The organism is Citrobacter sp. LUTT5 (assembly GCF_009905315.1).
Classification (GTDB): domain Bacteria; phylum Pseudomonadota; class Gammaproteobacteria; order Enterobacterales; family Enterobacteriaceae; genus Citrobacter; species Citrobacter freundii.
Window position 1 is genome coordinate 3,742,817 of record NZ_CP047606.1, and the last position, 23,340, is coordinate 3,766,156.

Sequence of the window (23,340 nt, forward strand, 5' to 3'; positions counted from 1 at the left end):
CTTAGCCACTCTGGACTTTCTCTCATCCTCTTTTGCTTTCACTTTCCTATAGTCAGCACAAACGGAGACAGCCATGCACGCACGCCCAGCCAGCGAAACAGACCAACAATACCGGGCGCTACGCCCTCGGCTGCTGATGTGTATGGTCATTGGTTACGCAGCGTTTTATCTGACGCGCAAAAGCGTTAACTACGTCCTCCCGGCGCTACAAACGGACCTCGGTCTGGATAAAGGCGATATCGGTCTGCTGGGGTCGCTGTTTTACCTGACCTATGGTCTGTCGAAATTTACCGCCGGCCTGTGGCACGACAGCCACGGACAACGCGCATTTATGGGCATTGGCCTTTTCGCCACCGGTGTTTTGAATGTGCTGTTCGCCTTTGGTGAATCGCTGACGCTACTGCTGGTGGTCTGGACGCTGAACGGATTTTTTCAGGGCTGGGGCTGGCCGCCCTGCGCCCGACTACTGACCCACTGGTACTCGCGCAACGAACGCGGATTCTGGTGGGGCTGCTGGAATATGTCGATCAACATTGGTGGGGCAGTTATCCCGCTGATTAGCGCCTTTGCCGCCCACTGGTGGGGCTGGCAGGCAGCGATGCTGGTACCGGGGATTATCAGCATGGCGTTAGGCATTTGGCTCACTCTGCAACTGAAAGGCACGCCCCGGGAAGAGGGATTACCGACGGTTGGGGAATGGCGGCATGACCCGCTGGAGCTGCGTCAGGAACAGCAAAGTCCGCCGATGGGGCTGTGGCAAATGTTACGTACCACCATGCTGAAAAACCCGATGATCTGGCTGCTCGGCGTGTCGTATGTATTGGTCTATTTGATCCGCATTGCGCTCAACGACTGGGGCAACATCTGGCTGACGGAAAGCCACGGCGTGAATCTGCTCAGCGCCAATGCCACGGTGATGCTGTTTGAAGTTGGCGGTTTGCTGGGGGCGCTGTTTGCCGGATGGGGATCGGATCTGCTGTTCAGCGGTCAGCGTGCGCCGATGATTTTGCTGTTCACGCTGGGGCTGATGGTCTCCGTCGCCGCGCTGTGGCTGGCGCCAGTGCACCACTACGCGCTACTGGCAATGTGTTTCTTTACGGTGGGCTTTTTTGTGTTTGGCCCACAGATGCTGATTGGCCTCGCGGCAGTGGAGTGCGGACACAAAGCGGCAGCAGGTTCAATTACCGGTTTTCTCGGGCTGTTCGCCTATCTGGGGGCCGCGCTGGCGGGTTGGCCGCTGTCGCTGGTCATAGAACACTACGGCTGGTCGGGAATGTTCAGTTTGCTCTCGGTCGCCGCTGTCTTTATGGGTTTATTGCTGATGCCACTGCTCATTGCAGGCATTACCCCTTCTCTCAGTCAAAGGATAAAACAATGAAACTGACGCTTACCTCTACACTAATTGCCTCTGCTCTGACGCTGGCAGCCTTCAGCAACGCAGCTCAGGCGCAGGGCCGTCTGGTGGTGTATTGCAGCGCCACTAACGAGATGTGCGAAACCGAAACCAAAGCCTTCGGTGAAAAATATGATGTGAAAACCTCATTCATTCGCAACGGCTCGGGCAGTACGCTGGCGAAAGTGGATGCCGAGAAGAAAAATCCGCAGGCGGATGTCTGGTACGGCGGTACGCTGGATCCGCAGTCCCAGGCCGGGGAAATGGGCCTGCTGCAGCCGTATAAATCACCCAATCTCGAACAGATCATGGAGAAATTCCGCGATCCCGCGAAGGTGAAAGGCAATCTCTCCTCGGCGGTTTACGTCGGTATTCTGGGCTTTGGCGTCAATACCCAGCGCCTGAAAGAGAAAAACCTGCCGGTGCCAAAATGCTGGAAGGATCTGACCAAACCGGAATACAAAGGTGAAATCCAGATTGCTGACCCGCAAAGCTCCGGTACCGCCTATACCGCGTTGGCGACTTTTGCCCAGCTGTGGGGTGAAGATCAGGCCTTTGACTACCTGAAACAGCTCAACGCCAACGTCTCTCAATACACTAAATCAGGCATTGCCCCAGCGCGTAACGCCGCCCGTGGCGAAACGGCGATTGGCATTGGCTTCCTGCACGACTACTCGCTGGAAAAAGAACAGGGCGCACCGCTGGAGCTAATTTCACCGTGCGAAGGTACTGGCTATGAGATCGGCGGCGTTAGCATTCTGAAAGGCGCGCGCAACCTCGATAACGCCAAACTGTTCGTTGACTGGGTACTATCAAAAGATGCCCAGGAACTGGCGTGGAAGAAAGGTAAGTCCTATCAGATCCTGACCAACACCACCGCCGAGACGTCTCCTAACTCACTGAAGCTCGACGACCTGAAACTTATCAATTACGACATGGATAAGTACGGCTCGACCGACGTGCGTAAAGCGTTGATCAATAAGTGGGTCAGCGAAGTGAAGATGGGTAAATAAGCCTACATCGGCGATCATTTGCCGGGTGCGGCGTAAATACCGCATCCGGCCTGGAATACCGGAACCGCTATGTCACACACACTTGCACTCCATCCCGTGAAAAAACGGGATGCGATATTTCTTTGGGTTTTGCTTGGCTGGCTGGCGTTTGCCCTGTTGCCAAGCTGGAGCCTGGACTACGGTCTGCTGGAGTCGACAGGCGAGGAAATACTCGCCGCCTACGGCTGGTCACAGTTCAATATCAGTTGGTTATGGTATCTGCTGCCGAGCCTGCTACTGGTGCGTCCGTTCCATGAGGCCAGGCGCGAACAGCGCGGCCGCCATTATCTTGATGCGGGCTGGGCTTTTTTCTGTATGGCGTTTATCGTCGCCAGCGCGACTCTTGAGGGGCACGGCTTAGGCTATGCCACCATAGTGTTGTTTGTGGCACTTGGCGCGATCATGACCCTGGCGCTCACCCGTCTGGAATGGCTGGGCGGCGACCGTTTCGTCATCGGCTCGCTCACCGCGATTGTCGCCTTGATCGGTATTTTTATCGTCTGGCCAAGTATCGCTATTTTTATTCCGATGTTCACCAACGACGCCGGGGAATTTGCCCCGCTGGCGTTTATGAATGTGCTGTCGCAGGCACATATCATTCAGGTGATCCTCAACTCGATTATGCTGTCGATTGCCGTCGGCGTCGGCTGTACCTTCTTTGGTCTGGTACTGGCTATCTATACCACCCGTATCGCCAGACGCAGCGCTATTATCGGACGAATTTTCTCGATTCTGCCGATCGTCACCCCGCCGTTTGTCGTGGGTTTAGGCGTCACGCTGATGATGGGACGCTCCGGCTACATCACCGAATTTATGGTCGAATGGTTTGGCTTAACCAACACCAACTGGCTGTACGGTTTTACCGGCATCTGGCTGGCGCAGGTGCTGGCCTTCACCCCGATGGCGTTTATGATCCTCGACGGAGCAATCAAAACCATTCATCCATCGCTGGAAGAAGCGTCGTACACCCTGCGTGCCAGCCGCTGGCAGACCTTTAACGGCGTGTTTGTCCCGCTGCTGAAACCAGCGCTGGCGAACGCCTTTTTGATTGTGGTTGTGCAGTCGCTGGCTGACTTTAGTAACCCGCTGGTGCTCGGCGGTAACTTCGACGTGCTGGCAACGCAAATCTACTTCTACATCACTGGTTCGCAGCTCGACTACCAGGCCGCCAGTACGCTGGGTGCCTTCCTGCTGCTGTTCTCGCTGCTGGTGTTCTGCGTGCAATATATGTGGATTGGTAAACGCTCATACGTCACCGTTTCCGGTAAATCCTACCGGGGCGACGTGCAGCCGTTACCTGTGACGCTGGTATGGAGCGTGGTCGCGCTGCTGGCGGTGTGGATTGCCTTTAACGCCCTGCTGTACGGCAGCATTTTCTACGGCAGTTTCACCGTTAACTGGGGCGTGGACTACACCCTGACGTTAGCGAACTTTACCAAACTGTTCGGTCAGGGGATGAGCGACGGCGCATGGCCTTCACTGCTCGACACCCTGCTCTACGCCGGTATTGCCGCGCCGATCACCGCCATCTTCGGCCTGCTGATCGCCTGGATAGTCGTGCGCCAACAGTTTAAGGGCAAGAAGACCATCGAGTTCACCACCATGCTGTGCTTTGCCGTCCCGGGCACCGTCGCGGGCGTATCGTACATTCTGGCCTTTAACAGCGCCCCGGTGTACCTCACTGGTACGGCGGCGATTGTCATTATCTCGATGGTAATGCGTAACGTCCCGGTCGGCATTCGCGCGGGTATCGCGGGCTTAGGCCAGATCGATAAATCACTGGATGAAGCCTCGCTCAGCCTGCGCGCCGGTTCGCTGCGTACCATTACGCATATCCTGCTGCCGCTGCTACGCCCGGCGATCCTTTCGGCGCTGATTTACAGCTTTGTGCGCGCCATTACCACCGTCAGCGCCATTGTGTTCCTCGTCACGCCGGATACCCGCGTGGCCACGGCCTACATCCTTAACCGCGTGGAAGACGGCGAATACGGTGTGGCGATTGCCTACGGTTCCATTCTGATCGTGGTGATGCTGGCGATTATTTTCATCTTTGACTGGCTAATCGGTGAATCACGTACCTCCCGTTCAAAAGCCAAAAACCAGGCGTAATGGAGCGCACTATGACTCAGAAAAATTTCGTTGAACTGCGCAACGTCACCAAACGATTTGGCAGTAATACGGTAATCGACAATATCAACCTCACCATCCCGCAGGGGCAAATGGTGACGCTGCTCGGCCCGTCCGGTTGCGGTAAAACCACCATTTTGCGCCTGGTCGCCGGGCTGGAAAAACCGAGCGAAGGGCAGATTTTCATTGATGGCGAAGACGTCACCCATCGCTCAATTCAGCAGCGTGATATCTGTATGGTGTTTCAGTCCTATGCCCTGTTCCCGCATATGTCGCTGGGAGAGAACGTGGGTTACGGCCTGAAGATGCTCGGCGTGTCCCGCGCTGAAGTGAAAGCCCGTGTCAAAGAAGCACTGGCGATGGTCGATCTGGAAGGATTCGAAGAGCGCTATGTTGATCAGATCTCCGGCGGTCAGCAGCAGCGCGTAGCGCTGGCCCGCGCATTGATCCTCAAGCCGAAAGTGCTGCTGTTTGATGAGCCGTTGAGTAACCTCGACGCCAACCTGCGTCGCAGCATGCGCGACAAGATCCGCGAACTGCAAAAGCAGTTTGATATCACCTCGCTGTACGTCACCCACGATCAGAGCGAAGCCTTTGCGGTTTCCGATACCGTGCTGGTGATGAACAAGGGACACATCATGCAGATCGGTTCACCGCAGGATCTTTACCGCCAGCCCGCCTCGCGCTTTATGGCAAGTTTTATGGGTGACGCCAACCTGTTCCCGGCCACCTTCAGTGACCAATACGTTGATATCTACGGCTACCACCTGCCGCGCCCGCTGCACTTTGATACGCAAGGCGAAGGCATGGTCGGCGTGCGCCCGGAAGCGATCACGCTTAGCGATCGCGGCGAAGAGAGTCAGCGCTGCGTGATCCGCCACGTGGCCTATATGGGCCCCCAGTATGAAGTCACGGTGGAATGGCACGGGCAGGAGATCTTATTGCAGGTCAACGCTACGCGTTTACAGCCGGACGTCGGCGAGCAGTATTATCTCGAAATCCATCCGTACGGCATGTTTGTTCTGGCGGATGCGGCATAACGTTTTGTGGCTTTGTAGGCCGGATAAGGCGCTTATGCCACCATCCGGCAATGCCTGATGCGCTGCGCTTATCAGGCCTACAGTGAACGATGCAGGCCCGATAAACCCTCAGCTTCGCGCTTTTAGCGCGGCAATATCTTTCGGCGTGGTGCGACAGCACCCGCCAATCAACCGTGCGCCAGCGGCCTGCCACTGCGGCAGATAATCCGCCAGATGCGAACAATGCTCACCGTGATGATGCCAGGTTTTGCTCACGGCATCATACTGCTCGCCCGAGTTCGGATACACCACCAGCGGCAGCGCCGTTAAACTGTGTAAATGCTGCAACGCAGCGGTGGTGTTTTCCAGCGCAATGCAGTTAATACCTAGCGCCACCACCTGCGGATAATCCGCCAGCAACGCAACCACGTCACGCAGCGGCGTACCGTCGCTCAGGTGCTCGCTGTCGCGCAGGGTAAATGAGAACCACGCCCGCGCACGCGGATATGCAGTCAATAACTCAGCCAGCGCGCTAATTTCGGCAAAATTTGGCAGGGTTTCACAGGCCAGAAGATCGGCCCCGGCATCCAGCAAGGCTTCCACGCGCGGACGGTGAAACGCCTGAAACTCTTCAGCGCTACGTTGGTAATCACCACGGTATTCAGAACCATCCGCCAGATACGCACCGTAAGGCCCGACCGATCCTGCTACCAGCAGCGTGCCCGCCTGCGGGTTCTCTGCCAGATACGCTTCGCGGGCTTTACGCGCCAGCTCCACGCTTTTGCCAATCAGCGCTTTCGACTGCGCTTCATCCAGATCTCGCGCGGCAAAGCCCGCCGGCGTCGCCTGATAGCTGGCGGTGATCGCGCACTGCGCCCCCGCCCGGTAGTAATCGAGATGGACTTCGCGGATAAGCTCCGGATTTTCGACCAGCACTTTGGCTGACCACAGACTATCGGCTAAGTTACAGCCACGCGCTTCCAGCTCCGTCGCCATCGCACCATCGAGCAGCAGGAAATCCTGTTTATCGAGGATGGCGCTTAACGGATTATTCTGCGACATGTTCGGGCTCCTGTTTGGTTTTACGCGGTTGAGTAAGGAAATAAGCACCATAACACACTGCCACAAACGGTAACCCGCACCACAGCGCAATTCTCTGCGCTGGATCGAATGCCAGCCCGACACAAGCCACCAGGCACAGCACAAATCCCAGTACCGGCACCAGCGGATACCACGGCGCGCGATAATGCAATTCACTCAATGCCTTACCCTGCTGCAGATGACGGCGGCGAAAGACGAAGTGTGAAGCGCAAATACTCAGCCACACCGCCACCACCGCAAACCCGGAGATTGCCGACAGCGCGACAAATACCGTATCCGGGGCCACCACGCTGGAAAACAGCGCCAGTACACCACCGAGCATACTGACCGACAGCGCCGTCAGCGGCACGCCGTTTTTCGTTACTCGCGCAAAACAGGCCGGTAGCGTACGTTCATTCGACAGCGACCACAGCATGCGCCCGGAGGCATACAGCCCGGAGTTCGCCGCGGATAGAATAGCCGTCAGGATCACGAAGTTAAAAATATCGGCGGCGTAAGGAATACCCACCTTCTCAAACACCAGCACAAACGGGCTTTTCTCCACGCCCGCCTGCTGCATCGGGATCAGCGCCGCCAGCACAAACACGGTGCCGATAAAGAAAATAATCAGTCGCGCGATAGTGGTACGAATCGCTACCGGAATGACCTTGCGCGGGTTTTCTGTTTCTCCGGCGGCAATGCCGATAAGCTCGGTTCCCGAAAAAGCAAAATTCACCGCCACCATCGTCATCAGGATCGGTAAGCCACCGTGTGGGAACCAGCCTTCCGCCGTGATATTACTCAGTCCAGGCGCGGGTGAGCCATCCTGCATCGGGATAAAACCAAAAATCGCCGCCCCGCCGAGGATGATAAAGGCGATGATAGTGACCACTTTTACCAGCGAGAACCAGAACTCCCCTTCGGCAAAAAAGCGCGTGGAGATGACGTTCAGACCAAAAATAATCGCGCAGAACACCACACACCAGACCCAAACCGGCACCTGTGGAAACCAGTACTGCATACAGAATCCGGCGGCGGTAAAGCTCGACCCCAGCGCCACAGTCCAGGTCAGCCAGTAGAGCCAGGCTACGGTATATCCCGTTGCGGGGCCGAGATAACGCGCAGCATAGACGTGAAACGCCCCAGTCTCCGGCATCGCGACCGAAAGCTCGCCCAGACACTGCATAACCAGCCAGACCACCAGCGCGCCAATCAGATAAGCCAGCAGCGTTCCCGCCGCCCCGGTAGTGGAGATGATGTACCCGGTATTGAAGAATAACCCTGTGCCAATCACGCCGCCTAAGGAGAGCATTATCAGGTGACGCGTTTTCATTGTGCGCTTCAGTGGCGCATTTTGTTGTGTTGTTTGCATATAACCTTCTAAACGTATGGACATCTAAACATCCAAAGAAGGTTTGTTATACCGTGTTTGTTAACAGAATGCAAAGTCAACCCTGCACCAGGCGCAAATGCCCGCGCCGGGCGCTTAATATCGGGTGGGGATTAATAATCAAATACAAAAAGGGCCGCCAGCTCATAACGCCTCCGTTGCCAGGCTTTATGTAAACTCTGGCAACGTCCTCATCGACTGGCGTTCACCCGGAAGTGGGAACCGTATCTCCCTGCTCATACTACCGAATGAGCGCTTAAGCACCGCTGGCAGGGATCGGCATCTGCGATTTGCGGCTCATCAGGATAAATACCGCCAGCCCTGCCAGCAATATCCCCGGCGCAGAAGCCGCCATCACCCCTACCGTTCCGGTGCCGAGCGCTAACATTTTCCCTGCCAACAACGGACCGCTCATTGCACCCAGACGCCCGACGGCGACAGCGGTACCCACGCCGGTGGCGCGGATCTGCGTGCTGTAAAACAACGGTGCCAGCGCATACAACACGCTTTGCCCACCGGTGGCAAACATCCCCGCCACAAATCCCGCCATCAGCATGCCGCTCAATGACGATACCGTGCCCAGCGCCAGCAGTGATGCCAGCATCCCGGTGTAGATCAAAAGTGACATCACCACCGGACGCAGTTTGTCCATCAACGCCCCGAGAATTAACGTCCCACTGGCCGCACCGATTTGCAGGGCAAACATCACGCCTGCCGCCTGCGAGGGCTGAAAACCCTGCTCGACCAGCAGCATCGGCAGCCAGTTGATCAGCATATACACCACCAGCAGGGTAAAGAAATAGCACAGCCACAGCAGCAGCGTGGCTGTCGCGGTGGTTGGCGCAAACAGAGCCCGCAGCGGCGCGGCAGCCACCTGCGTTTGTTGGGTATAAACCTGTGATTCCGGCAGCCAGCGTATTAACAGCGGAACCAGCAGCAGCGGGATCACCCCGCCGACCCAGAACACGGTTTGCCAGGCAGAGGCCAGACCGCTAAACCCGAGCGCTGCCGCCAGCGCCGCGCCAATCGGCACACCGCAGTACATCAGGCTCACCGCCGTACCACGAAAACGCGGGCCCGCCGCCTCAGAAGTCAGCGCGATCAGATTCGGCAACGCCGCCCCCAACCCAACACCGGTCATCAGGCGAGCAAACACCAGCGATGAGAAATCCCAGGATATCGCCGTCGCCAGTGAGAACAGGCCGAACAGCGCCACGGAGGCAATAAGAATGCGTTTGCGGCCATAGCGATCGGCCAGCATGCCGCCCACCAGCGCGCCGGGCAGCAGCCCAAGAATGCCCGCGCTGAAGATCCAGCCCATCTGCATTTTATCCAATGCAAACGCATTGGCGATACCGACGGCAGCGATCCCGGCGGCCTGTAAATCCAGCCCTTCCATCAGGGCGACTAAAAAACACAGCCCGACGGTCAACGTCAGGCGGGATGAGGATGCGGGGGTACGGGTAGTCATAAGATGTACCTCTGAGGTCACGATGCAGGTGAATCGCGGCTGATACGTTGCCAGCCGCGTAATCATTTTTATTTTCTGTTGCGCAGATCCAACGCCACGTCGACGATCATATCTTCCTGGCCGCCCACCATCCGGCGTTTGCCCAGTTCAACCAGAATATCTACCGCGCTCAGGCCATAACGCGCCGCCGCCACTTCGCAGTGGCGCAGGAAGCTGGAGTACACGCCGGCATAGCCCAGCGCCAGCGTTTCGCGGTCCACCCGCACCGGGCGGTCCTGCAGCGGACGCACCAGATCGTCGGCGGCGTCCATCAGCGCATACAGATCGGTGCCGTGCTGCCAGCCAAGCTTATCCGCCGCGGCGATAAACACCTCCAGCGGCGCGTTGCCTGCGCCTGCGCCCATACCGGCCAGGCTGGCATCGATACGATCACAACCCTCTTCTACCGCAGCAATCGAGTTCGCCACGCCAAGGCTCAGGTTGTGGTGGGCGTGCATCCCGGTTTCTGTTTCCGGCTTCAGCACCGCTTTCAGGGCGCGGAAGCGGTCACGGATATCAGACATGTTCATCGCCCCGCCTGAATCGACCACATAGATACAGGTCGCACCGTAGTTTTCCATCAGTTTCGCCTGCTGTGCGAGGTTTTCCGGCGTGGTCATATGACTCATCATCAGAAAGCCGACGGTGTCCATGCCCAGTTCACGCGCATACTGAATATGCTGGGCCGACACGTCCGCTTCGGTGCAGTGGGTCGCCACGCGTACGACGCGCGCCCCAGCCTGATACGCATTTTTCAGGTCATGAATCGTGCCGATGCCCGGCAACAGCAGCGTGGCGATCTTGGCGTGCTTGACCACGTCCGCCGCCGCTTCAATCCACTCCAGGTCGCTGTGCGCGCCAAAGCCATAGTTAAAACTGGAACCCTGCAGACCGTCGCCGTGCGCCACCTCAATGGAATCCACCCTCGCGTCGTCCAGCGCTTTGGCAATCTGGCGCACGTTTTCCAGCGAATATTGATGACGAATGGCGTGCATGCCGTCGCGCAGGGTCACGTCAGAGATATAGAGTTTTTTACCGTTCATGCTGCTTCTCCTGCCTGACGAGTGAGTGACTGCGCCATTTTCTCAGCGGTCGCCAGCGCGCTGGAGGTCATAATGTCGAGGTTGCCCGCATAGGCAGGTAAATAGTGCGCCGCGCCTTCCACTTCCAGATACACCGCGGTTTTCAGCCCGGAGAACTGACCGATGCCCGGCAGATTGACCGGTTTATCCTGCGGGATGACTTCAAACTGGACACGCTGTTTCAGACGATAGCCCGGCACGTAAGCCTGCACCGCCGCCGCCATCTCATTAATCGATGCTTCAACTTCAACCTCAGAGGCCGCTTCGCTCAGCACATACACCGTGTCGCGCATCATCAGCGGCGGCTCGGCCGGGTTAAGGACGATAATCGCTTTACCTTTTGCCGCCCCGCCAACCACTTCAATCGCCTTCGAGGTGGTTTCGGTAAACTCATCGATATTAGCGCGCGTGCCAGGACCCGCAGATTTACTGGCTATCGAGGCGATAATTTCGGCGTAATGGACTTTTGCCACGCGAGAAACTGCCGCCACCATCGGGATAGTCGCCTGCCCGCCGCAGGTCACCATATTAACGTTCTGCTGATCAACGTTGGCCTCCAGATTCACCACAGGCACGCAGTACGGGCCGATTGCCGCGGGCGTCAGGTCGATCAGGCGGATCGCTGGTTTAACGGCGCGCAGCGCGGCGTCGTTCTTCACATGCGCGCCTGCGCTGGTGGCATCAAAAACAATGTCGATGTCGGCAAATTCCGGCATGGCGATAAGCCCTGTCACCCCTTCATGGGTGGTGGCAACGCCCATGCGTCGGGCACGCGCCAGACCATCAGAATCTGGATCGATACCGACCATCACCGCCATTTCCAGATGCTTCCCGTGACGCAGAATTTTTATCATCAAATCGGTACCGATGTTGCCGGAGCCGATAATGGCGACTTTACGCTTACTCATGACTGACTTCCTCTTGTAACCGCCGCTGAAAAAGTGGCGGCAACTGAACCAATACCGTCGATATGGGCCTCGAAACGATCGCCCGCATTCACCGCCACCATCGGGCCTAACGCTCCGGTGAGAATGATATCTCCGGCACGTAGCGGCTCGCCGAGGCTGGCCATTTTGCGCGCCAGCCAGACGGCGGCGTTGATCGGATGTCCCAGGCATTCGCTGCCGCGTCCGCTGGAAACCTCTTCGTTGTTGCGCGTCATTTTCATCGCGCAGTTTTTCAGATCTAATCCTGCCGGACGCTGTGCCGGGCCGCCGACCACATACACCCCGCAGGAGGCGTTATCCGCCACGGTATCAACAAACTTGATTGACCAGTCACGGATACGGCTGCCGACCACTTCCAGCGCGGGCAGCACCCACTCGATGGCGTTATACAGCTCGTCAAAGGTAGTGTCGGCATTGGGCAGATCGCGGTTCAGCACCAGCGCGATTTCCGCTTCAATACGCGGTTGCAGCACGCGCTCAAACGCAATGGTGTCGTTATCGCCGTAGCACATGTCGGCAAACAGCGTACCGAAGTCCGGCTGATCGACGCCAAGCTGCTGCTGCACTTTCGGGTGTGTCAGCCCTACTTTGCGCCCGACCACGCGACGCCCGCGCGCCACTTCATACTGCACGTTGATGCGTTGAATGGCGTAGGCCGCTTCGGCGTTATCCACACCAATCAATTCACGCACTGGGGCGATGGCTTCCCCTTTTTCTTCAGCCTGACGTAAATCGGCGGCCAGCTGCTCAAGATTATGATTCGTCATGTCCGTTCCTTAAGGGCGTGCGAGGAAGTTCAGCACCAGCTGGTTAAAGGCATCCGCATGCTCCCACTGCGCCCAGTGTCCGCAGTCGCGGTAGATATGCAGCTCAGAACCGGCAATTCCGGAGAGCAGGCGCAGACCGGCATCCATCGGCACAAAGCGGTCATTGCGTCCCCAGACAATCAGGGTCTGGGCTTTGATTTCACCCAGACGCGGGCTGAAATCCGGGAACTGTTTCGGGTTGGCCTCCAGACTCTGGACAAAGTTTTCCAGGTGATCGCGACGCGACAGCATGTTATTCAGTCGTGCCTCAAACAACGCCTCGGTCAGGTCGCTGGTGTCGAAGACAAAGATCTCCATCATCAGCTTCAGGTTCTCGATGGTCGGCTCGCGGTATAGCTGATTCAGGCGCTTGATACCTTCGGTCGGCATCGGGGTAAACAGACTCATGCCGCCCGTTCCGCCGCCCATTAGCACCAGTTTGCCCACGCGCTCCGGCCAGCTCAGGGTAAACGCCACAGCACTGTGACCGCCCATCGAGTTACCCAGCAGGTGGACTGTTTGAATATCCAATTGATCGACCACGCTTTTCAGGATGCGAGCGTTGAGATCAGATCGCGAACCGCGGTTAACGATCCCATCGCTTTTGCCCCAGCCAGGACAATCCAGCAGGATCACCCGGTATCCGGCCTGTACCAGCGGATCAATATTGCGGCTGAAGTTTGCCCAGCCCGTCGCGCCAGGACCGGAGCCGTGCAGCAGCACGACGGTCTCTTCGCCCTGTCCACAGTCATTGAAATGCACGCGTAGTGTTTCGCCTGCTTCCTGCACCTCCAGAAAACGACTGGTAGCGGCTTCGGTTTGCGGTTGGTAAGTCATGATGTTCTCCTGCATATTCAGTTCTGTTTCAGTTCTGTGTGGTAGCGCTCAGGGAGCCGAATCCGGCGATCCACTCCGGGATCGGGCGGTAATAACGGCCTTCACTACGCCAGCTACCAAAGGCAGAAATGGCGGCAAAGGCGGCAACCCAGGTTTTAACTTCGTGCGTTGATTTGCCCGCCATCACGGACAGCTCTTCGTTACTGACCGCGTCCAACTCCTGCAAACGCCCCTGCTCAAGCAGGCTCATAAAGCGGTTATCCCAGACAGGGTTCAGCGGATGCAGCGTGTTTTGATCGACCACGAACTTCTCGGCGGCGCTGATCACCCGCTGCTGGCGCAGCTCGCGCTCGTTTTCAGGTAACTGTTTGCCGCTGCCGAGCAGGCGGTCACGCATATGGGCATCAGCCTTCGCCAGCTCCGGGACCGGCGGTTGATGCGATAGACCACCGGAGCCTAAAAACAGCACGCGCTTATTCAGCGAGCTGGCGAAACGGCCAATCGCTTCCCCGAGCAAGCGGGTACGCTGAAAGCCCGGCAGCGGCGTGGCGACGCCGTTAATAAACACCGGCAACACCGGCACCTTATCCAGACCGCCGAGCAAAAACTCCAGCGGCTGCGCGAAGCCGTGATCGACCTGCATGTTGTAGGACACGGCAAGATCGATGCCGCTTTTCATCACCGCGTGGGCGCAGGCTTCAGCGAGATCTGTCGGCACCGGCAGTTCCCCCGCCGCGCTGCCGAAATCGCCGATCGCCGTGGCTCCCACGCCTAAACAGAACGGCGGCATCACATCGTAAAAAAAACCGTTGTAGTGATCGGGGGCAAACAGAACTACAAGTTCCGGGTCGAACGCCGCAATACGCGCCCGGGCGCTGGCGATCACGCCGTTAACCTCGTCAAGCACAGCCTGAGCCGGATCGACATAGCCCACCAGCGGCGAGTGGGAAAGACAGTGAAGATAAGCGTGCATATCAGGCAACCTTTTCAACAGGAATATCGGCAGTAGCGCGGGTAAGTGTCATCACCGACGCCAGTTTATTCAGGGTGCTGCCCAGGGTTTGCGGAATGGCGATGGCGGCCACGAAGCGGTCCGGGCGCATTACCACCAGCGCGGCGTTGTGCTGGGCAAACCACGCGCGCAGGCGGTTTTGCGTATCACCAATGCGGGTAACGCCGTCGTGGTTATCCTGATCGGTATGTATCTGCGTATCCGGCACGACCTGGATAAAACGCGTCCCCAGCGCCTGCCACTGTTGGATCTGCGACTCGCTCATGCCCCATAGCGGGTTACAGCCCCAGCCAATCACCGCGAAATTCGGTCCAATAACGTTGTCGAGCAGCGTCACTTCGCCCGATTCCAGCGTCACCTTCGGCTGGATAAACATCTTGCCGACCGGAGACGTTCTCGCCTCACCCTCACGCACCAGTGCTCCAACATGGTATTGCGGCATCGGCTTAAAGCGCATTTCGAGGAAGTAGCGTTTGACCGGCGGAATATAATTCAGCAGCCAGGAAACCCCGTCGCGCACCGCGCCGTGCCAGCGTTTTGGCGGCGCCAGCACGTTGCCAGCGGTCACGGAGAGATCGATCATCGCTTTGGCGTGGTCGCGGCGTTCCTGCTGGTAGGTATCCAGCAGCTCATCACCGGCTTTGCCCTTAATGACCAGCGCCAGTTTCCACGCCAGATTGAAAGCATCGCGCATGCCGCTGTTGTACCCCTGCCCCTGCCAGACCGGCATAATGTGCGCCGCATCGCCCGCCAGCAGCACGCGGTCAATGCGAAAACGTTCGGCCAGACGGGCGTTATGGGTATAAACGCGCTGGCGGATCAGTTCGACGTTGTCCGGGTTCGGCAGCACTTTGCTCAAAAGCTGACGCATATTCTGCGGTTCACTGAGCTGCGCTTCGGTTTCCCCCGGCATCACCATAAATTCGAAACGGCGCACTGCATGCGGCAGCGCAGCGGAGACATACGGGCGCACCGGATCGCAGCACAGATACACATGCGGTGTGCTGAGCGGATCGTTGGCAATATCCACCACAATCCACTGATTCGGCGCGGTTTTGCCTTCAAACGGCACATTCAGCGAGCGTCTGACGTTGCTGCCGCCGCCGTCGCATGCCACCAGCCACTGGGCCTTCACCGTTTCGCGCTGGCCGTCCGGAGCTTTCAGATTCAGCGTTACTTCACCGTTCTGTTGGCTAAAGGCTTCCAGTTCGCGGGAGAACAGGCAGCGCACGTTGGGAAAACGCGACAGCCCTTCCAACATCACCGCATCCACCTGTGGTTGAATAAACGCATTGCGGCGCGACCAGCCAAATTCGTCGGTCATCGGCTGGATATCAGCAAAGCAGCGGCCTTTCGGCGTGAGAAAGCGCATCGCGTGCCACGGCGTGGTGTGCGGCAAAACGCGCTCGACCAGCCCCACAGACTGCATGGTGCGCAACGCTTCATCGTCAATGCCGATGGCTCGGGGATAGTCGATCAGCGTGTCGAGTTTCTCCACCACCAGCACGTCAATGCCCATCTGGCCAAGATAGTTGGCCATCATTAGCCCCACCGGGCCGGCACCAGCAATCGCGACCTGAACGGTGTGCTGCACAGCGGGTTGGATATCCGGGTTTTTTGTTGTCATTTCAGAACCTCACGACTCGGACAAAACGCAATTGCGGACCCTGGTGAGGCGCAATCAGTTTTGTTAAAAATATGTGAATAATTTTTTGTTGTGCGGTCAGTATAGGAGTGAGTTTTTGCGCTACAATCAAAACATGCCTGGATGTGCACTAAGTGCACAACGTTGTTTTACCTGTAGATTTGTCAATGAATATGAAAAATGACGAGAGCACTGAGTACAAAACCGTACGCGGATTAACGCGCGGATTAATGTTATTAAATATGTTAAACCGGCTCGATGGTGGGGCCAGTGTTGGCTTACTTGCTGAGTTAAGCGGCCTGCATCGCACCACGGTCAGACGGCTGCTGGAAACCCTGCAAGATGAGGGTTACGTTCGGCGCAGCCTGTCCGATGACAGCTTTCGCTTAACCATTAAAGTCCGCCAGCTCAGCGAGGGATTTCGTGACGAGCAGTGGATTTCCGCACTCGCCGCCCCGCTGCTGGGGGATTTGCTGCGCGAGGTCATCTGGCCGACCGACGTTTCCACGCTGGATGTGGACGCGATGGTGGTACGTGAAACAACCCACCGCTTCAGCCGCCTGTCGTTTCACCGGGCGATGGTCGGGCGTCGTTTGCCATTGCTGAAAACCGCATCCGGCCTGACCTGGCTGGCATTCTGTCCGGAGAATGAACGTCAGGAACTGATTGAAATGCTGGCCTCCCGACCAGGAGAAGCGTTCCAGCTTGCGCGCGAACCGCTGAAGCTCAATGCCATTTTAACCCGGGCGCGAAAAGACGGTTTTGGTCAGAACTTTCGCGGCTGGGACCAGGAGGAAAAAATCGCCTCCATCGCCGTCCCCATCCGTAGCGAACAGCGGGTGATCGGCTGCCTGAATCTGGTGTATATGGCCAGCGCCATGACCATCGAACAGGCTGCGGAAAAGCATCTTCCGGCCTTACAAAAGGTGGCGAAACAGATAGAGGACGGCGTCGAGTCGCAGGAGATTTTGGTGGCCGGGAGGTGAAGTGGATCACAGTTGTTGGCGGTGAGAATCCGCGCAGGATATGGGTTGGTACGAAGATCAGCTTGAGGTCATTTCTGGTTCGTTTACGCTGCAATTGGTACATAAACGGCAATCATCGTTGAAACATTCGAGGATTGCCATTGGGATTAAAATCACAACGATACATTACACAGGCTGATTAAATTCGACATAAACCGTATAGTTTTCATCTTGCTCTCGATTGAGATCCACACTCGCGCCAGCTGAGCCTTTAAACCCATTCATGCCAAATCCTAAACGACTCTCTTTGTTTGAGGAAAATACACTCTTCTTTTTCAGTTCCAGTTCCGCACTTAAGCAGCCACCTATTTCTCTGGCAAATACAATGCTTTCCCATGATGGTTCATACGGTAACCAACTGAATTCTTTTCGTTCCAGAGTCATACCTTTTACCCATTCGCGCCCCGCTAAAGTAATTACTCGTTTATCACTACCGATATTCGTCGTAGCTGATTTTAAACTTATGTTAGCCTCAACTGAACTAACAGGAAGTTCCGCGTCTATTTCTGCTTTCGCAGCACTTAATAAATTCGACTTATTTTCCTTGCGAAACTCTATTTTCGTCGCCCCCAGATTTACAAAGACCCTGATCATCTCAGCTTCTCGTTCCTGAAGTAGGATATCATCTAAGCTATCACTGAGAATATAGAGATCCTTTTTAGACTCATTATCCTCTGACAGAGGGTGTCTGATGTAAGCCTGGTTTATCTGCGGATGGCCAGGTTGAAAACGATAATTTGCCCCGATGGCCGTTTCTATGGACATACTTATACGTTTTAAATATTTATCAAATGAACTCGCAGACTGTCTCAAGCTGGCAACGGAAACATCTTCTTCATCTTTTTTCGAAAATAATTGATATAAAGAATAGGCGGCAGGGGCTGCATTAACAAGAACTGCCACAGGCAAAGGCAGTAATCTTGCAGCCATCTCAAGAGCAATATTTGCCACCAGGGGATTTATCATTTTACGGTCACTATTTTCTGGTTCACCTCCACTCTTAGAAGACGAAAATGACTTACCCTTCTTCACTGTATTTTCAAGCGGTATTTCTTCCCCTTCGGAAATTAACGTCGTTATTATTTCTTCAGTCGAAGGTTCATCCTGAAGATCTTCATCCACAATAAATATTAAGTTTCCCATAATATCCCAAAATATATAATCAGCTCTGGTTGCATAGACAATCAAGCCTATATTCATGTCAAGTTTTTTACAATAAATTCAATTATTTATATAATTTCTGCATTCATCAGATCTTGCAAAAAAATCATCATCTCGACAAGCTATTCTAATAGCATCGACAAGATTATCATTACTGATGGGAGTCCAGAAATTATTAACAATTAGATATTTTTGACGTTTAACTCCATCTCTAACATTTAACTTTATTAATACAGATTCAAGCTTTTCCATATATTTATTATTTGATTTGGTTTTATATTCTGCAAATACCACAGCATATTCAGGTTCTGCATAATCTCTCGCTACCAATGGAGGAACAAGAAAATTCACTTCAGACCTGGCATCCAATATGTAGCCATTCATTTCCTTATACTCATATGCAGGCATAGAGGATGTATTTCCGCCGGGTATTGAAACACCATTTTTAGTGAACACTCCCGTGACGTCTTTAGTAATCCGATATATTACTTTTTGTGTCAGATCAGGGACTATTCTGAACTGTTCTATAACCTGATCGGTCGAACTTTTATTCGTTAAGTTAAATTCATAATTCCTACCCGAGGATTTAACATATTTAACTTGTACATCCCCTGTCAAAAAATCGAAAATATAGTTGCCAAGGAATGCAAGCAAACCAGTAGCTGCAAGCCATAAAATAAAACCATTAATTTTTTTGTGAAATGGTATACGAACAGTCTTATCCTTAGAATTCTTTTTGGATGTGTTGGAACGAGGAGGTCTTTGTTTGTTATTCCTTGCCATTTGTAATTATCACCCTAATATTCTGAACTTGATAGATGAATAGTTGTAATATGAATTCTGTTTCAAGCTAAATATAACCATCCACGTAGATTGCTTCCTATGTTACTTTACTAGTATTTTTTTACAATAGCTTGTAGGGTCAAAGCGGCTATAAGTAACTACCAAATTTAGTTGATATTTGGAATTATTAAGAATTTTTAAGATGCTGAAGAAATTTTCTTACATATGTCGCAATGCATTCTTTCACTCTTGCCAGATTATCTAAATCCTTAGGTGCTGGATGTCTATAGAGGGTTAAGAGGGAAGTTAAAGTAGCCGGATTTCAATGCCTCTTTCAGGAGCGCTGATGTTTAGCAGTGGGTTGTCATAAGGCGCTATATTAGTTTATACAGATTATTTTATCATTAAAGGAGATGTCATGGGTGTTGAGTTTCATATAACAAGAGCTGAATTTTGGGCAGATAATGATGATGCGCAGATAACATCTGATGAATGGCTTCACTACATTAATAGCGATAATGAATTAAGCAGATATATTATAAATGGCGATTATCACGCCTTGTGGTCAGGCCCCTCGTTATACGCAGAGCCATGGCTTGACTGGAGCGCAGGTAATATTTATACAAAATGGCCAGACACATATCTTTACAGAAAGATGTTGGGGATTGCAAAAAGCCTCAACGCCCAGGTAATGGATGATGATGGTACAATTTACAATGACGAATCACAGTGGGAATACGATCCTTTATCCTCGGGCTAATGACAGTTTAACAAAGAAGCCCAGACCCGCCGCATATCTACTCCAGACTCACAGCAATCACATACTGAATATAAAAAAACCGAAACCCCGCTCCTGAAAAGAGCAGCGTTCCGGTTTTTATTCAGTCTGAAGGGCTTCAGACCTTAAGCAGTTTCACCGTCTCGTCAATGTCGATTTCATCTTCAGAGAAAATCAGCGTCGTGCCCTGAAAGGTGGTGATAGCCAGCTTTTTCAGCGTGCGCATTTCACCAGGCTTCACGTCTGATTTTGGTCGGATGCTGTTCATCAGCACGCCGACAGACAGCACTGCATTTTCTTTGTCGATACGGGTCTCTACAGGGACTTCTTCGCTGTAGACCAGGAATGACTTGATCGAGGTGAGCTTCAGACGCTCGCCTGCGATATAGATGTACTTGCTGTCTGGTATGACTTTTACCGCGTAGGCAGACAAGCCTTTGTTATTGGTGGTGGGCTCAAAAGTCACCGCCGCGTCTTTCTTGATCAGCTCAGGATTAGCAACCTTAATCACATGAAAATAGCGATTGTCGCCGTTTTCATCTTTGATAAATCCAAAGCCTTTATCTTTAAACCACGTTGTGATTGTTCCGTTCATTGCTGTTTCCGCCTGATTAAACCTATTACTCGTAGAGTATACCTACTCAATTTGCGCGCAGTGTAAAACACAGGCCATACCTTTGGCTACTCGTTACCCCAACGATTGAGGAACTCCGCGATATCATCGATACGCTGAGCGTCGACACCGGCCACGGTTGCCATCTCCTGCTGCGCTTCTTCGCTGATCTCTTCGTTGTTCATCAAACGGGTAATCAACTGCTGGAAGTAGTGCGCCAGCGCGTCACGTTCTGTGTCGCTCACCGGCTTTGCGGCCTCGGTCGCGTACTCGTCGGCGATATCATAATATTTAAGCGGAATGTCGTTGTTCATCAGTTGCTCCGGGGGGATATGCGTGTGCCAGCAGTTGCCTGCCGCGTCTGATGTGAATGATAGCATTCTTATTTCATGGTTCGCGATCTGTTTTATTGGTCACTATGCATTACATATATCAATAATGTTTTCTGGCACTGCTTCGTATTTAATAAAATTTTCCGTATTTAAGTAACAGCACTCTTATTCATTTCGATATAATGGCAGCAAATTAAATAACGAGTTACAAAGGAAATATTAAATTACTTTAATTACATAATTGATATATGTAATCTGTTATTGGCCCAATCCCATCGCTAGTCGCCCATTTGCCCACATTCATCTTCTGGACAACACTCTACGATGACACCACTGATCCAACACGTGGAGCAAACATCATGAACATCACGCAAATCCGTAACGCCACGCAGCACATCACCTTTGGCGGTAAAACTTTTCTGATTGATCCGATGCTAGCGGATAAAGGTACTTATCCGGGCTTTGCCGGAACGGCTCGCGCCGAGATCCGCAACCCGACCGTTGATCTACCTGTCGATATCGACACGCTGCTCAACGTTGATGCGCTGATCGTGACCCATCTGCATGAAGACCACTGGGATGAAGCAGCGGCTCGTGTCGTGCCGAAAGACAAACCGATTTATGTGCAAAACGATCGCGATGCGCAGGTACTGCGGGAACAAGGTTTCACGCAACTGACCGTACTGACGCAAAACACCGCGCTTGGTGATATCACCCTGCGTAAAACCGGCGGCCAGCACGGTTCGGATCGCGCTTACGCCATCCCGCAAATGGCTGAGCGTCTGGGTGATGCCTGCGGGGTTATCTTCCAGCATCCGGCGGAAAAAACGCTGTATCTGGTCGGGGACACCATTTGGCGCGACGAGGTGGAAACCAACATGCGGACTTTTCAACCAGGCGTGGTCATTCTGAACGCAGGCTTTGCCCACGTTATCGGGTTTGGCCCAATTATCATGGGCGCGGAAGATGTGCTAAAAACCCACTTCGTACTACCTGAGGCACAAATTGTGGCGACCCACATGGAGGCGATTAACCACTGTCTGCTGACCCGCGCGGCCTTGAAAGAGTACGCCCGCGACAACCAGATTGCGCAATTCATTAACGTGCCGGAAGATGGCGAAACCCTGACGTTTTAAACTCCACAGAGGAATCGTATGCAACCGCTTAACGTCGCCATTGTCGCCGTGGAAGATTTCAGCCCGTTTCACTTCTCAGTGCCGTGCATTATTTTCAGTGACAAAGTGGCGGCGAAAAAGCGCTTTGAGGTACAACTGTGCGCCGAACAGCCGGGCATAGTTTCCTCGCAGGATGGCTTCGCCATTACCGCAGCCTACGGCTATGAAGCAGTGGAGGCCGCCGACATTGTAGTGATCCCCTGGTGGGGCACCACGGCACATCGACCACCACAAAGACTGCTTGATGCGCTCAACTGCGCACGACAAAACGGCGCGCAAATTGTTGGGTTATGTCTGGGCGCGTTTGTTCTCGGCTATGCCGGTCTGCTGGATGACAAACGGGCAGCTACGCACTGGGAGTTCGAGCAGGATTTTCAGGCGCGATTTCCGGCGGCCCGTCTGGATATCAACGCGCTATACGTGGATGACGACGGTATTATTACCTCGGCAGGGACCGCAGCCGCGCTGGATTGCTGCCTGTACGTCATCCGCCAGCGTTTTGGCAGCACGGTGGCGAATCAGATTGCCCGACGGATGATTGTGCCGCCACATCGCGAGGGCGGCCAGGCACAGTTTATCGAACAACCGGTAGCGAAAAATACCCAGGATCAGCGCATCAACGCCCTGCTCGACTATTTGCGCCAGCATCTCCACGAACCGCATAATCTCGACGAGCTGGCGCAGCGAGTGATGATGAGCCGTCGTACCCTCACTCGTCATTTTATGAAAGCCACCGGGTCAAGCGTAGCCGAATGGTTGATTGCCGAGCGCCTGCGCCGTAGCCAGACGTTGCTGGAGTCCAGCCAGTTACCCGTTGAACGCATTGCAGAACAGGTTGGTTTTCAGTCGCCTGTCACCTGGCGTCAGCATTTTAAATCCCACTTTGGTGTTAGCCCGGCTGAATGGCGTAAAACCTTTCGCGGCGATTAGCCTCTTTTTTGCGCCAACCAGACGGTGTGCCCGGCGCAGTGCGGATCTTCCATCACCATCTCGACCACCGCAAAGCCATGCGCTGACAGCAATGCGCGGTATTCGTCCGGCGCGAGGCTGGCGTGAAACAGCGGCTCACCCTCAAATTGCCCCATCGCGATGCCATTGTCCGTACCGCTGGTAAACATCAGCGCGCTGCCGGGATGGCTGAGGCGGTCAAAAATCGGGAACATCTTTTGCTGGTCCTGCTGAGTTAAATGGAAAAAACTGTCCCAGGCGATCAGACCATCGAAAGTCTCATTGAGTGCCAGTTCGCGCATATCCTGCTCCAGCCAGCGCTGTGCGGGAAAAGTGTTTCGGGCCCGCGCCAGCATCGCCAGGGAACCATCAACGCCGGTAAGCCGCAAACCTTGCTGGATAAAATAACCGGCAATCGGCTGACCGTTGCCGCAGCCAATATCCACAATGCTGCCCTGCCCGCCCATCACGGAAATGAATTTATCGAGCCAGCTTTTCTCGAACAAGGTGCGCGAGCGCTGGCTGGCAAAGGCATCCGCATGACGTCGGTAGATGGACAGAATATTATTTGCCGCAGAGTCGCTCACAATGTCCTCACTTTTTTCTTCTGTTAAGAAGAACGACG

22 protein-coding genes are annotated in these 23,340 nt (G+C 54.3%); 8 read left to right on the forward strand and 14 right to left on the reverse strand.

The annotated features are described in order from the left end of the window. The first annotated feature begins 73 nt into the window (after positions 1–73). From uhpC to fbpC, 4 genes are all read left to right on the forward strand, one after another. Entirely contained in the window at positions 74–1,378 is a 1,305-nt protein-coding gene (gene uhpC / locus GUC46_RS18060; protein WP_160180566.1) for an MFS transporter family glucose-6-phosphate receptor UhpC, read from the forward strand. After that, complete coding sequence (locus GUC46_RS18065; protein WP_003021397.1) at positions 1,375–2,406, forward strand: ABC transporter substrate-binding protein; 1,032 nt, start codon at positions 1,375–1,377, stop codon at positions 2,404–2,406. The genes uhpC and GUC46_RS18065 overlap by 4 nt, the downstream gene beginning before the upstream one ends. A gap of 69 nt (positions 2,407–2,475) precedes the next feature. Continuing rightward, entirely contained in the window at positions 2,476–4,554 is a 2,079-nt protein-coding gene (locus GUC46_RS18070; RefSeq protein WP_160180568.1) for an iron ABC transporter permease, read from the forward strand. Between the two features lie 11 nt (positions 4,555–4,565). Further along, positions 4,566–5,612, forward strand: a complete 1,047-nt coding sequence (fbpC, locus tag GUC46_RS18075) for a ferric ABC transporter ATP-binding protein (RefSeq protein WP_003838618.1) — start codon at positions 4,566–4,568, stop codon at positions 5,610–5,612. Positions 5,613–5,720: 108 nt separating this feature from the next. Here fbpC and mmuM read toward each other — a convergent pair whose 3' ends face one another. The 9 genes from mmuM to GUC46_RS18120 all read right to left on the reverse strand — a co-directional run bounded on the left by mmuM (position 5,721) and on the right by GUC46_RS18120 (position 15,882). After that, complete coding sequence (gene mmuM / locus GUC46_RS18080) at positions 5,721–6,653, reverse strand: homocysteine S-methyltransferase (RefSeq protein ID WP_061549851.1); 933 nt, start codon at positions 6,651–6,653, stop codon at positions 5,721–5,723. Continuing rightward, positions 6,640–8,043, reverse strand: coding sequence for an S-methylmethionine permease (gene mmuP / locus GUC46_RS18085; protein WP_046669946.1), 1,404 nt, complete (start codon positions 8,041–8,043; stop codon positions 6,640–6,642). The genes mmuM and mmuP overlap by 14 nt, the downstream gene beginning before the upstream one ends. A 274-nt stretch (positions 8,044–8,317) precedes the next feature. Then, positions 8,318–9,532 carry a 3-(3-hydroxy-phenyl)propionate transporter MhpT gene (mhpT, locus tag GUC46_RS18090; RefSeq protein ID WP_088903372.1) on the reverse strand — a complete coding sequence of 405 codons (1,215 nt, stop codon included), beginning with the start codon at positions 9,530–9,532 and terminating at the stop codon, positions 8,318–8,320. A 68-nt stretch (positions 9,533–9,600) separates the two neighbouring features. Beyond that, the gene (gene mhpE, locus GUC46_RS18095) at positions 9,601–10,614 is read right to left on the reverse strand and encodes a 4-hydroxy-2-oxovalerate aldolase (protein ID WP_003021379.1); all 1,014 of its coding nucleotides are present in this window, start codon (positions 10,612–10,614) and stop codon (positions 9,601–9,603) included. Then, positions 10,611–11,561: an acetaldehyde dehydrogenase gene (gene mhpF / locus GUC46_RS18100; RefSeq protein WP_003838629.1), complete on the reverse strand. Its 951-nt coding sequence runs from the start codon at positions 11,559–11,561 to the stop codon at positions 10,611–10,613. The genes mhpE and mhpF overlap by 4 nt, the downstream gene beginning before the upstream one ends. Next, the gene (gene mhpD / locus GUC46_RS18105; protein ID WP_088902674.1) at positions 11,558–12,367 is read right to left on the reverse strand and encodes a 2-keto-4-pentenoate hydratase; all 810 of its coding nucleotides are present in this window, start codon (positions 12,365–12,367) and stop codon (positions 11,558–11,560) included. Before mhpD ends, mhpF begins: the two co-directional genes overlap by 4 nt. Before the next feature lie 9 nt (positions 12,368–12,376). After that, complete coding sequence (gene mhpC, locus GUC46_RS18110) at positions 12,377–13,243, reverse strand: 2-hydroxy-6-oxonona-2,4-dienedioate hydrolase (RefSeq protein ID WP_016149676.1); 867 nt, start codon at positions 13,241–13,243, stop codon at positions 12,377–12,379. Between the two features lie 28 nt (positions 13,244–13,271). Continuing rightward, positions 13,272–14,216, reverse strand: a complete 945-nt coding sequence (mhpB, locus tag GUC46_RS18115) for a 2,3-dihydroxyphenylpropionate/2,3-dihydroxicinnamic acid 1,2-dioxygenase (RefSeq protein WP_130714936.1) — start codon at positions 14,214–14,216, stop codon at positions 13,272–13,274. Between the two features lies 1 nt (position 14,217). Continuing rightward, complete coding sequence (locus GUC46_RS18120) at positions 14,218–15,882, reverse strand: bifunctional 3-(3-hydroxy-phenyl)propionate/3-hydroxycinnamic acid hydroxylase (protein ID WP_044699319.1); 1,665 nt, start codon at positions 15,880–15,882, stop codon at positions 14,218–14,220. A 191-nt stretch (positions 15,883–16,073) separates the two neighbouring features. Here GUC46_RS18120 and GUC46_RS18125 point away from each other — a divergent pair, with 191 nt between their 5' ends. Further along, positions 16,074–16,886: a DNA-binding transcriptional regulator gene (locus GUC46_RS18125; protein ID WP_044714459.1), complete on the forward strand. Its 813-nt coding sequence runs from the start codon at positions 16,074–16,076 to the stop codon at positions 16,884–16,886. 165 nt (positions 16,887–17,051) lie between these two features. Here GUC46_RS18125 and GUC46_RS18130 read toward each other — a convergent pair whose 3' ends face one another. Both GUC46_RS18130 and GUC46_RS18135 read right to left on the reverse strand, forming a co-directional pair. Continuing rightward, complete coding sequence (locus GUC46_RS18130; RefSeq protein WP_149911142.1) at positions 17,052–18,125, reverse strand: hypothetical protein; 1,074 nt, start codon at positions 18,123–18,125, stop codon at positions 17,052–17,054. 21 nt (positions 18,126–18,146) lie between these two features. Beyond that, the gene (locus tag GUC46_RS18135; RefSeq protein ID WP_130714937.1) at positions 18,147–18,869 is read right to left on the reverse strand and encodes a hypothetical protein; all 723 of its coding nucleotides are present in this window, start codon (positions 18,867–18,869) and stop codon (positions 18,147–18,149) included. Between the two features lie 418 nt (positions 18,870–19,287). Here GUC46_RS18135 and GUC46_RS18140 point away from each other — a divergent pair, with 418 nt between their 5' ends. Next, positions 19,288–19,629, forward strand: coding sequence for a hypothetical protein (locus GUC46_RS18140; RefSeq protein WP_054528128.1), 342 nt, complete (start codon positions 19,288–19,290; stop codon positions 19,627–19,629). Positions 19,630–19,765: 136 nt separating this feature from the next. On the opposite strand, the gene GUC46_RS18145 is transcribed toward GUC46_RS18140, so the two are convergent. Continuing rightward, positions 19,766–20,242 carry a cold-shock protein gene (locus tag GUC46_RS18145; RefSeq protein ID WP_003021353.1) on the reverse strand — a complete coding sequence of 159 codons (477 nt, stop codon included), beginning with the start codon at positions 20,240–20,242 and terminating at the stop codon, positions 19,766–19,768. 86 nt (positions 20,243–20,328) lie between these two features. Beyond that, a complete protein-coding gene (locus tag GUC46_RS18150) occupies positions 20,329–20,574 on the reverse strand; it encodes a YmjA family protein (RefSeq protein ID WP_003021350.1) in 246 nt (81 codons plus the stop codon). Positions 20,575–20,951: 377 nt separating this feature from the next. Here GUC46_RS18150 and GUC46_RS18155 point away from each other — a divergent pair, with 377 nt between their 5' ends. Together GUC46_RS18155 and GUC46_RS18160 are read left to right on the forward strand one after the other, a co-directional pair. After that, positions 20,952–21,728 carry an MBL fold metallo-hydrolase gene (locus GUC46_RS18155; RefSeq protein ID WP_057101208.1) on the forward strand — a complete coding sequence of 259 codons (777 nt, stop codon included), beginning with the start codon at positions 20,952–20,954 and terminating at the stop codon, positions 21,726–21,728. A gap of 18 nt (positions 21,729–21,746) precedes the next feature. Beyond that, a complete protein-coding gene (locus tag GUC46_RS18160) occupies positions 21,747–22,697 on the forward strand; it encodes a GlxA family transcriptional regulator (RefSeq protein ID WP_044714418.1) in 951 nt (316 codons plus the stop codon). Here GUC46_RS18160 and GUC46_RS18165 read toward each other — a convergent pair. After that, positions 22,694–23,302, reverse strand: a complete 609-nt coding sequence (locus GUC46_RS18165) for a class I SAM-dependent methyltransferase (protein ID WP_371728120.1) — start codon at positions 23,300–23,302, stop codon at positions 22,694–22,696. The genes GUC46_RS18160 and GUC46_RS18165 overlap by 4 nt on opposite strands. Positions 23,303–23,340: the final 38 nt, after the last annotated feature.

Coding starts and splice junctions, on each gene's coding strand:
- uhpC (WP_160180566.1), top strand. CDS start 74: ATGCACGCACGCCCAGCCAGCGAAACAGACCAACAATACCGGGCGCTA.
- GUC46_RS18065 (WP_003021397.1), top strand. CDS start 1,375: ATGAAACTGACGCTTACCTCTACACTAATTGCCTCTGCTCTGACGCTG.
- GUC46_RS18070 (WP_160180568.1), top strand. CDS start 2,476: ATGTCACACACACTTGCACTCCATCCCGTGAAAAAACGGGATGCGATA.
- fbpC (WP_003838618.1), top strand. CDS start 4,566: ATGACTCAGAAAAATTTCGTTGAACTGCGCAACGTCACCAAACGATTT.
- mmuM (WP_061549851.1), bottom strand. CDS start 6,653: ATGTCGCAGAATAATCCGTTAAGCGCCATCCTCGATAAACAGGATTTC.
- mmuP (WP_046669946.1), bottom strand. CDS start 8,043: ATGCAAACAACACAACAAAATGCGCCACTGAAGCGCACAATGAAAACG.
- mhpT (WP_088903372.1), bottom strand. CDS start 9,532: ATGACTACCCGTACCCCCGCATCCTCATCCCGCCTGACGTTGACCGTC.
- mhpE (WP_003021379.1), bottom strand. CDS start 10,614: ATGAACGGTAAAAAACTCTATATCTCTGACGTGACCCTGCGCGACGGC.
- mhpF (WP_003838629.1), bottom strand. CDS start 11,561: ATGAGTAAGCGTAAAGTCGCCATTATCGGCTCCGGCAACATCGGTACC.
- mhpD (WP_088902674.1), bottom strand. CDS start 12,367: ATGACGAATCATAATCTTGAGCAGCTGGCCGCCGATTTACGTCAGGCT.
- mhpC (WP_016149676.1), bottom strand. CDS start 13,243: ATGACTTACCAACCGCAAACCGAAGCCGCTACCAGTCGTTTTCTGGAG.
- mhpB (WP_130714936.1), bottom strand. CDS start 14,216: ATGCACGCTTATCTTCACTGTCTTTCCCACTCGCCGCTGGTGGGCTAT.
- GUC46_RS18120 (WP_044699319.1), bottom strand. CDS start 15,882: ATGACAACAAAAAACCCGGATATCCAACCCGCTGTGCAGCACACCGTT.
- GUC46_RS18125 (WP_044714459.1), top strand. CDS start 16,074: ATGAAAAATGACGAGAGCACTGAGTACAAAACCGTACGCGGATTAACG.
- GUC46_RS18130 (WP_149911142.1), bottom strand. CDS start 18,125: ATGAATATAGGCTTGATTGTCTATGCAACCAGAGCTGATTATATATTT.
- GUC46_RS18135 (WP_130714937.1), bottom strand. CDS start 18,869: ATGGCAAGGAATAACAAACAAAGACCTCCTCGTTCCAACACATCCAAA.
- GUC46_RS18140 (WP_054528128.1), top strand. CDS start 19,288: ATGGGTGTTGAGTTTCATATAACAAGAGCTGAATTTTGGGCAGATAAT.
- GUC46_RS18145 (WP_003021353.1), bottom strand. CDS start 20,242: ATGAACGGAACAATCACAACGTGGTTTAAAGATAAAGGCTTTGGATTT.
- GUC46_RS18150 (WP_003021350.1), bottom strand. CDS start 20,574: ATGAACAACGACATTCCGCTTAAATATTATGATATCGCCGACGAGTAC.
- GUC46_RS18155 (WP_057101208.1), top strand. CDS start 20,952: ATGAACATCACGCAAATCCGTAACGCCACGCAGCACATCACCTTTGGC.
- GUC46_RS18160 (WP_044714418.1), top strand. CDS start 21,747: ATGCAACCGCTTAACGTCGCCATTGTCGCCGTGGAAGATTTCAGCCCG.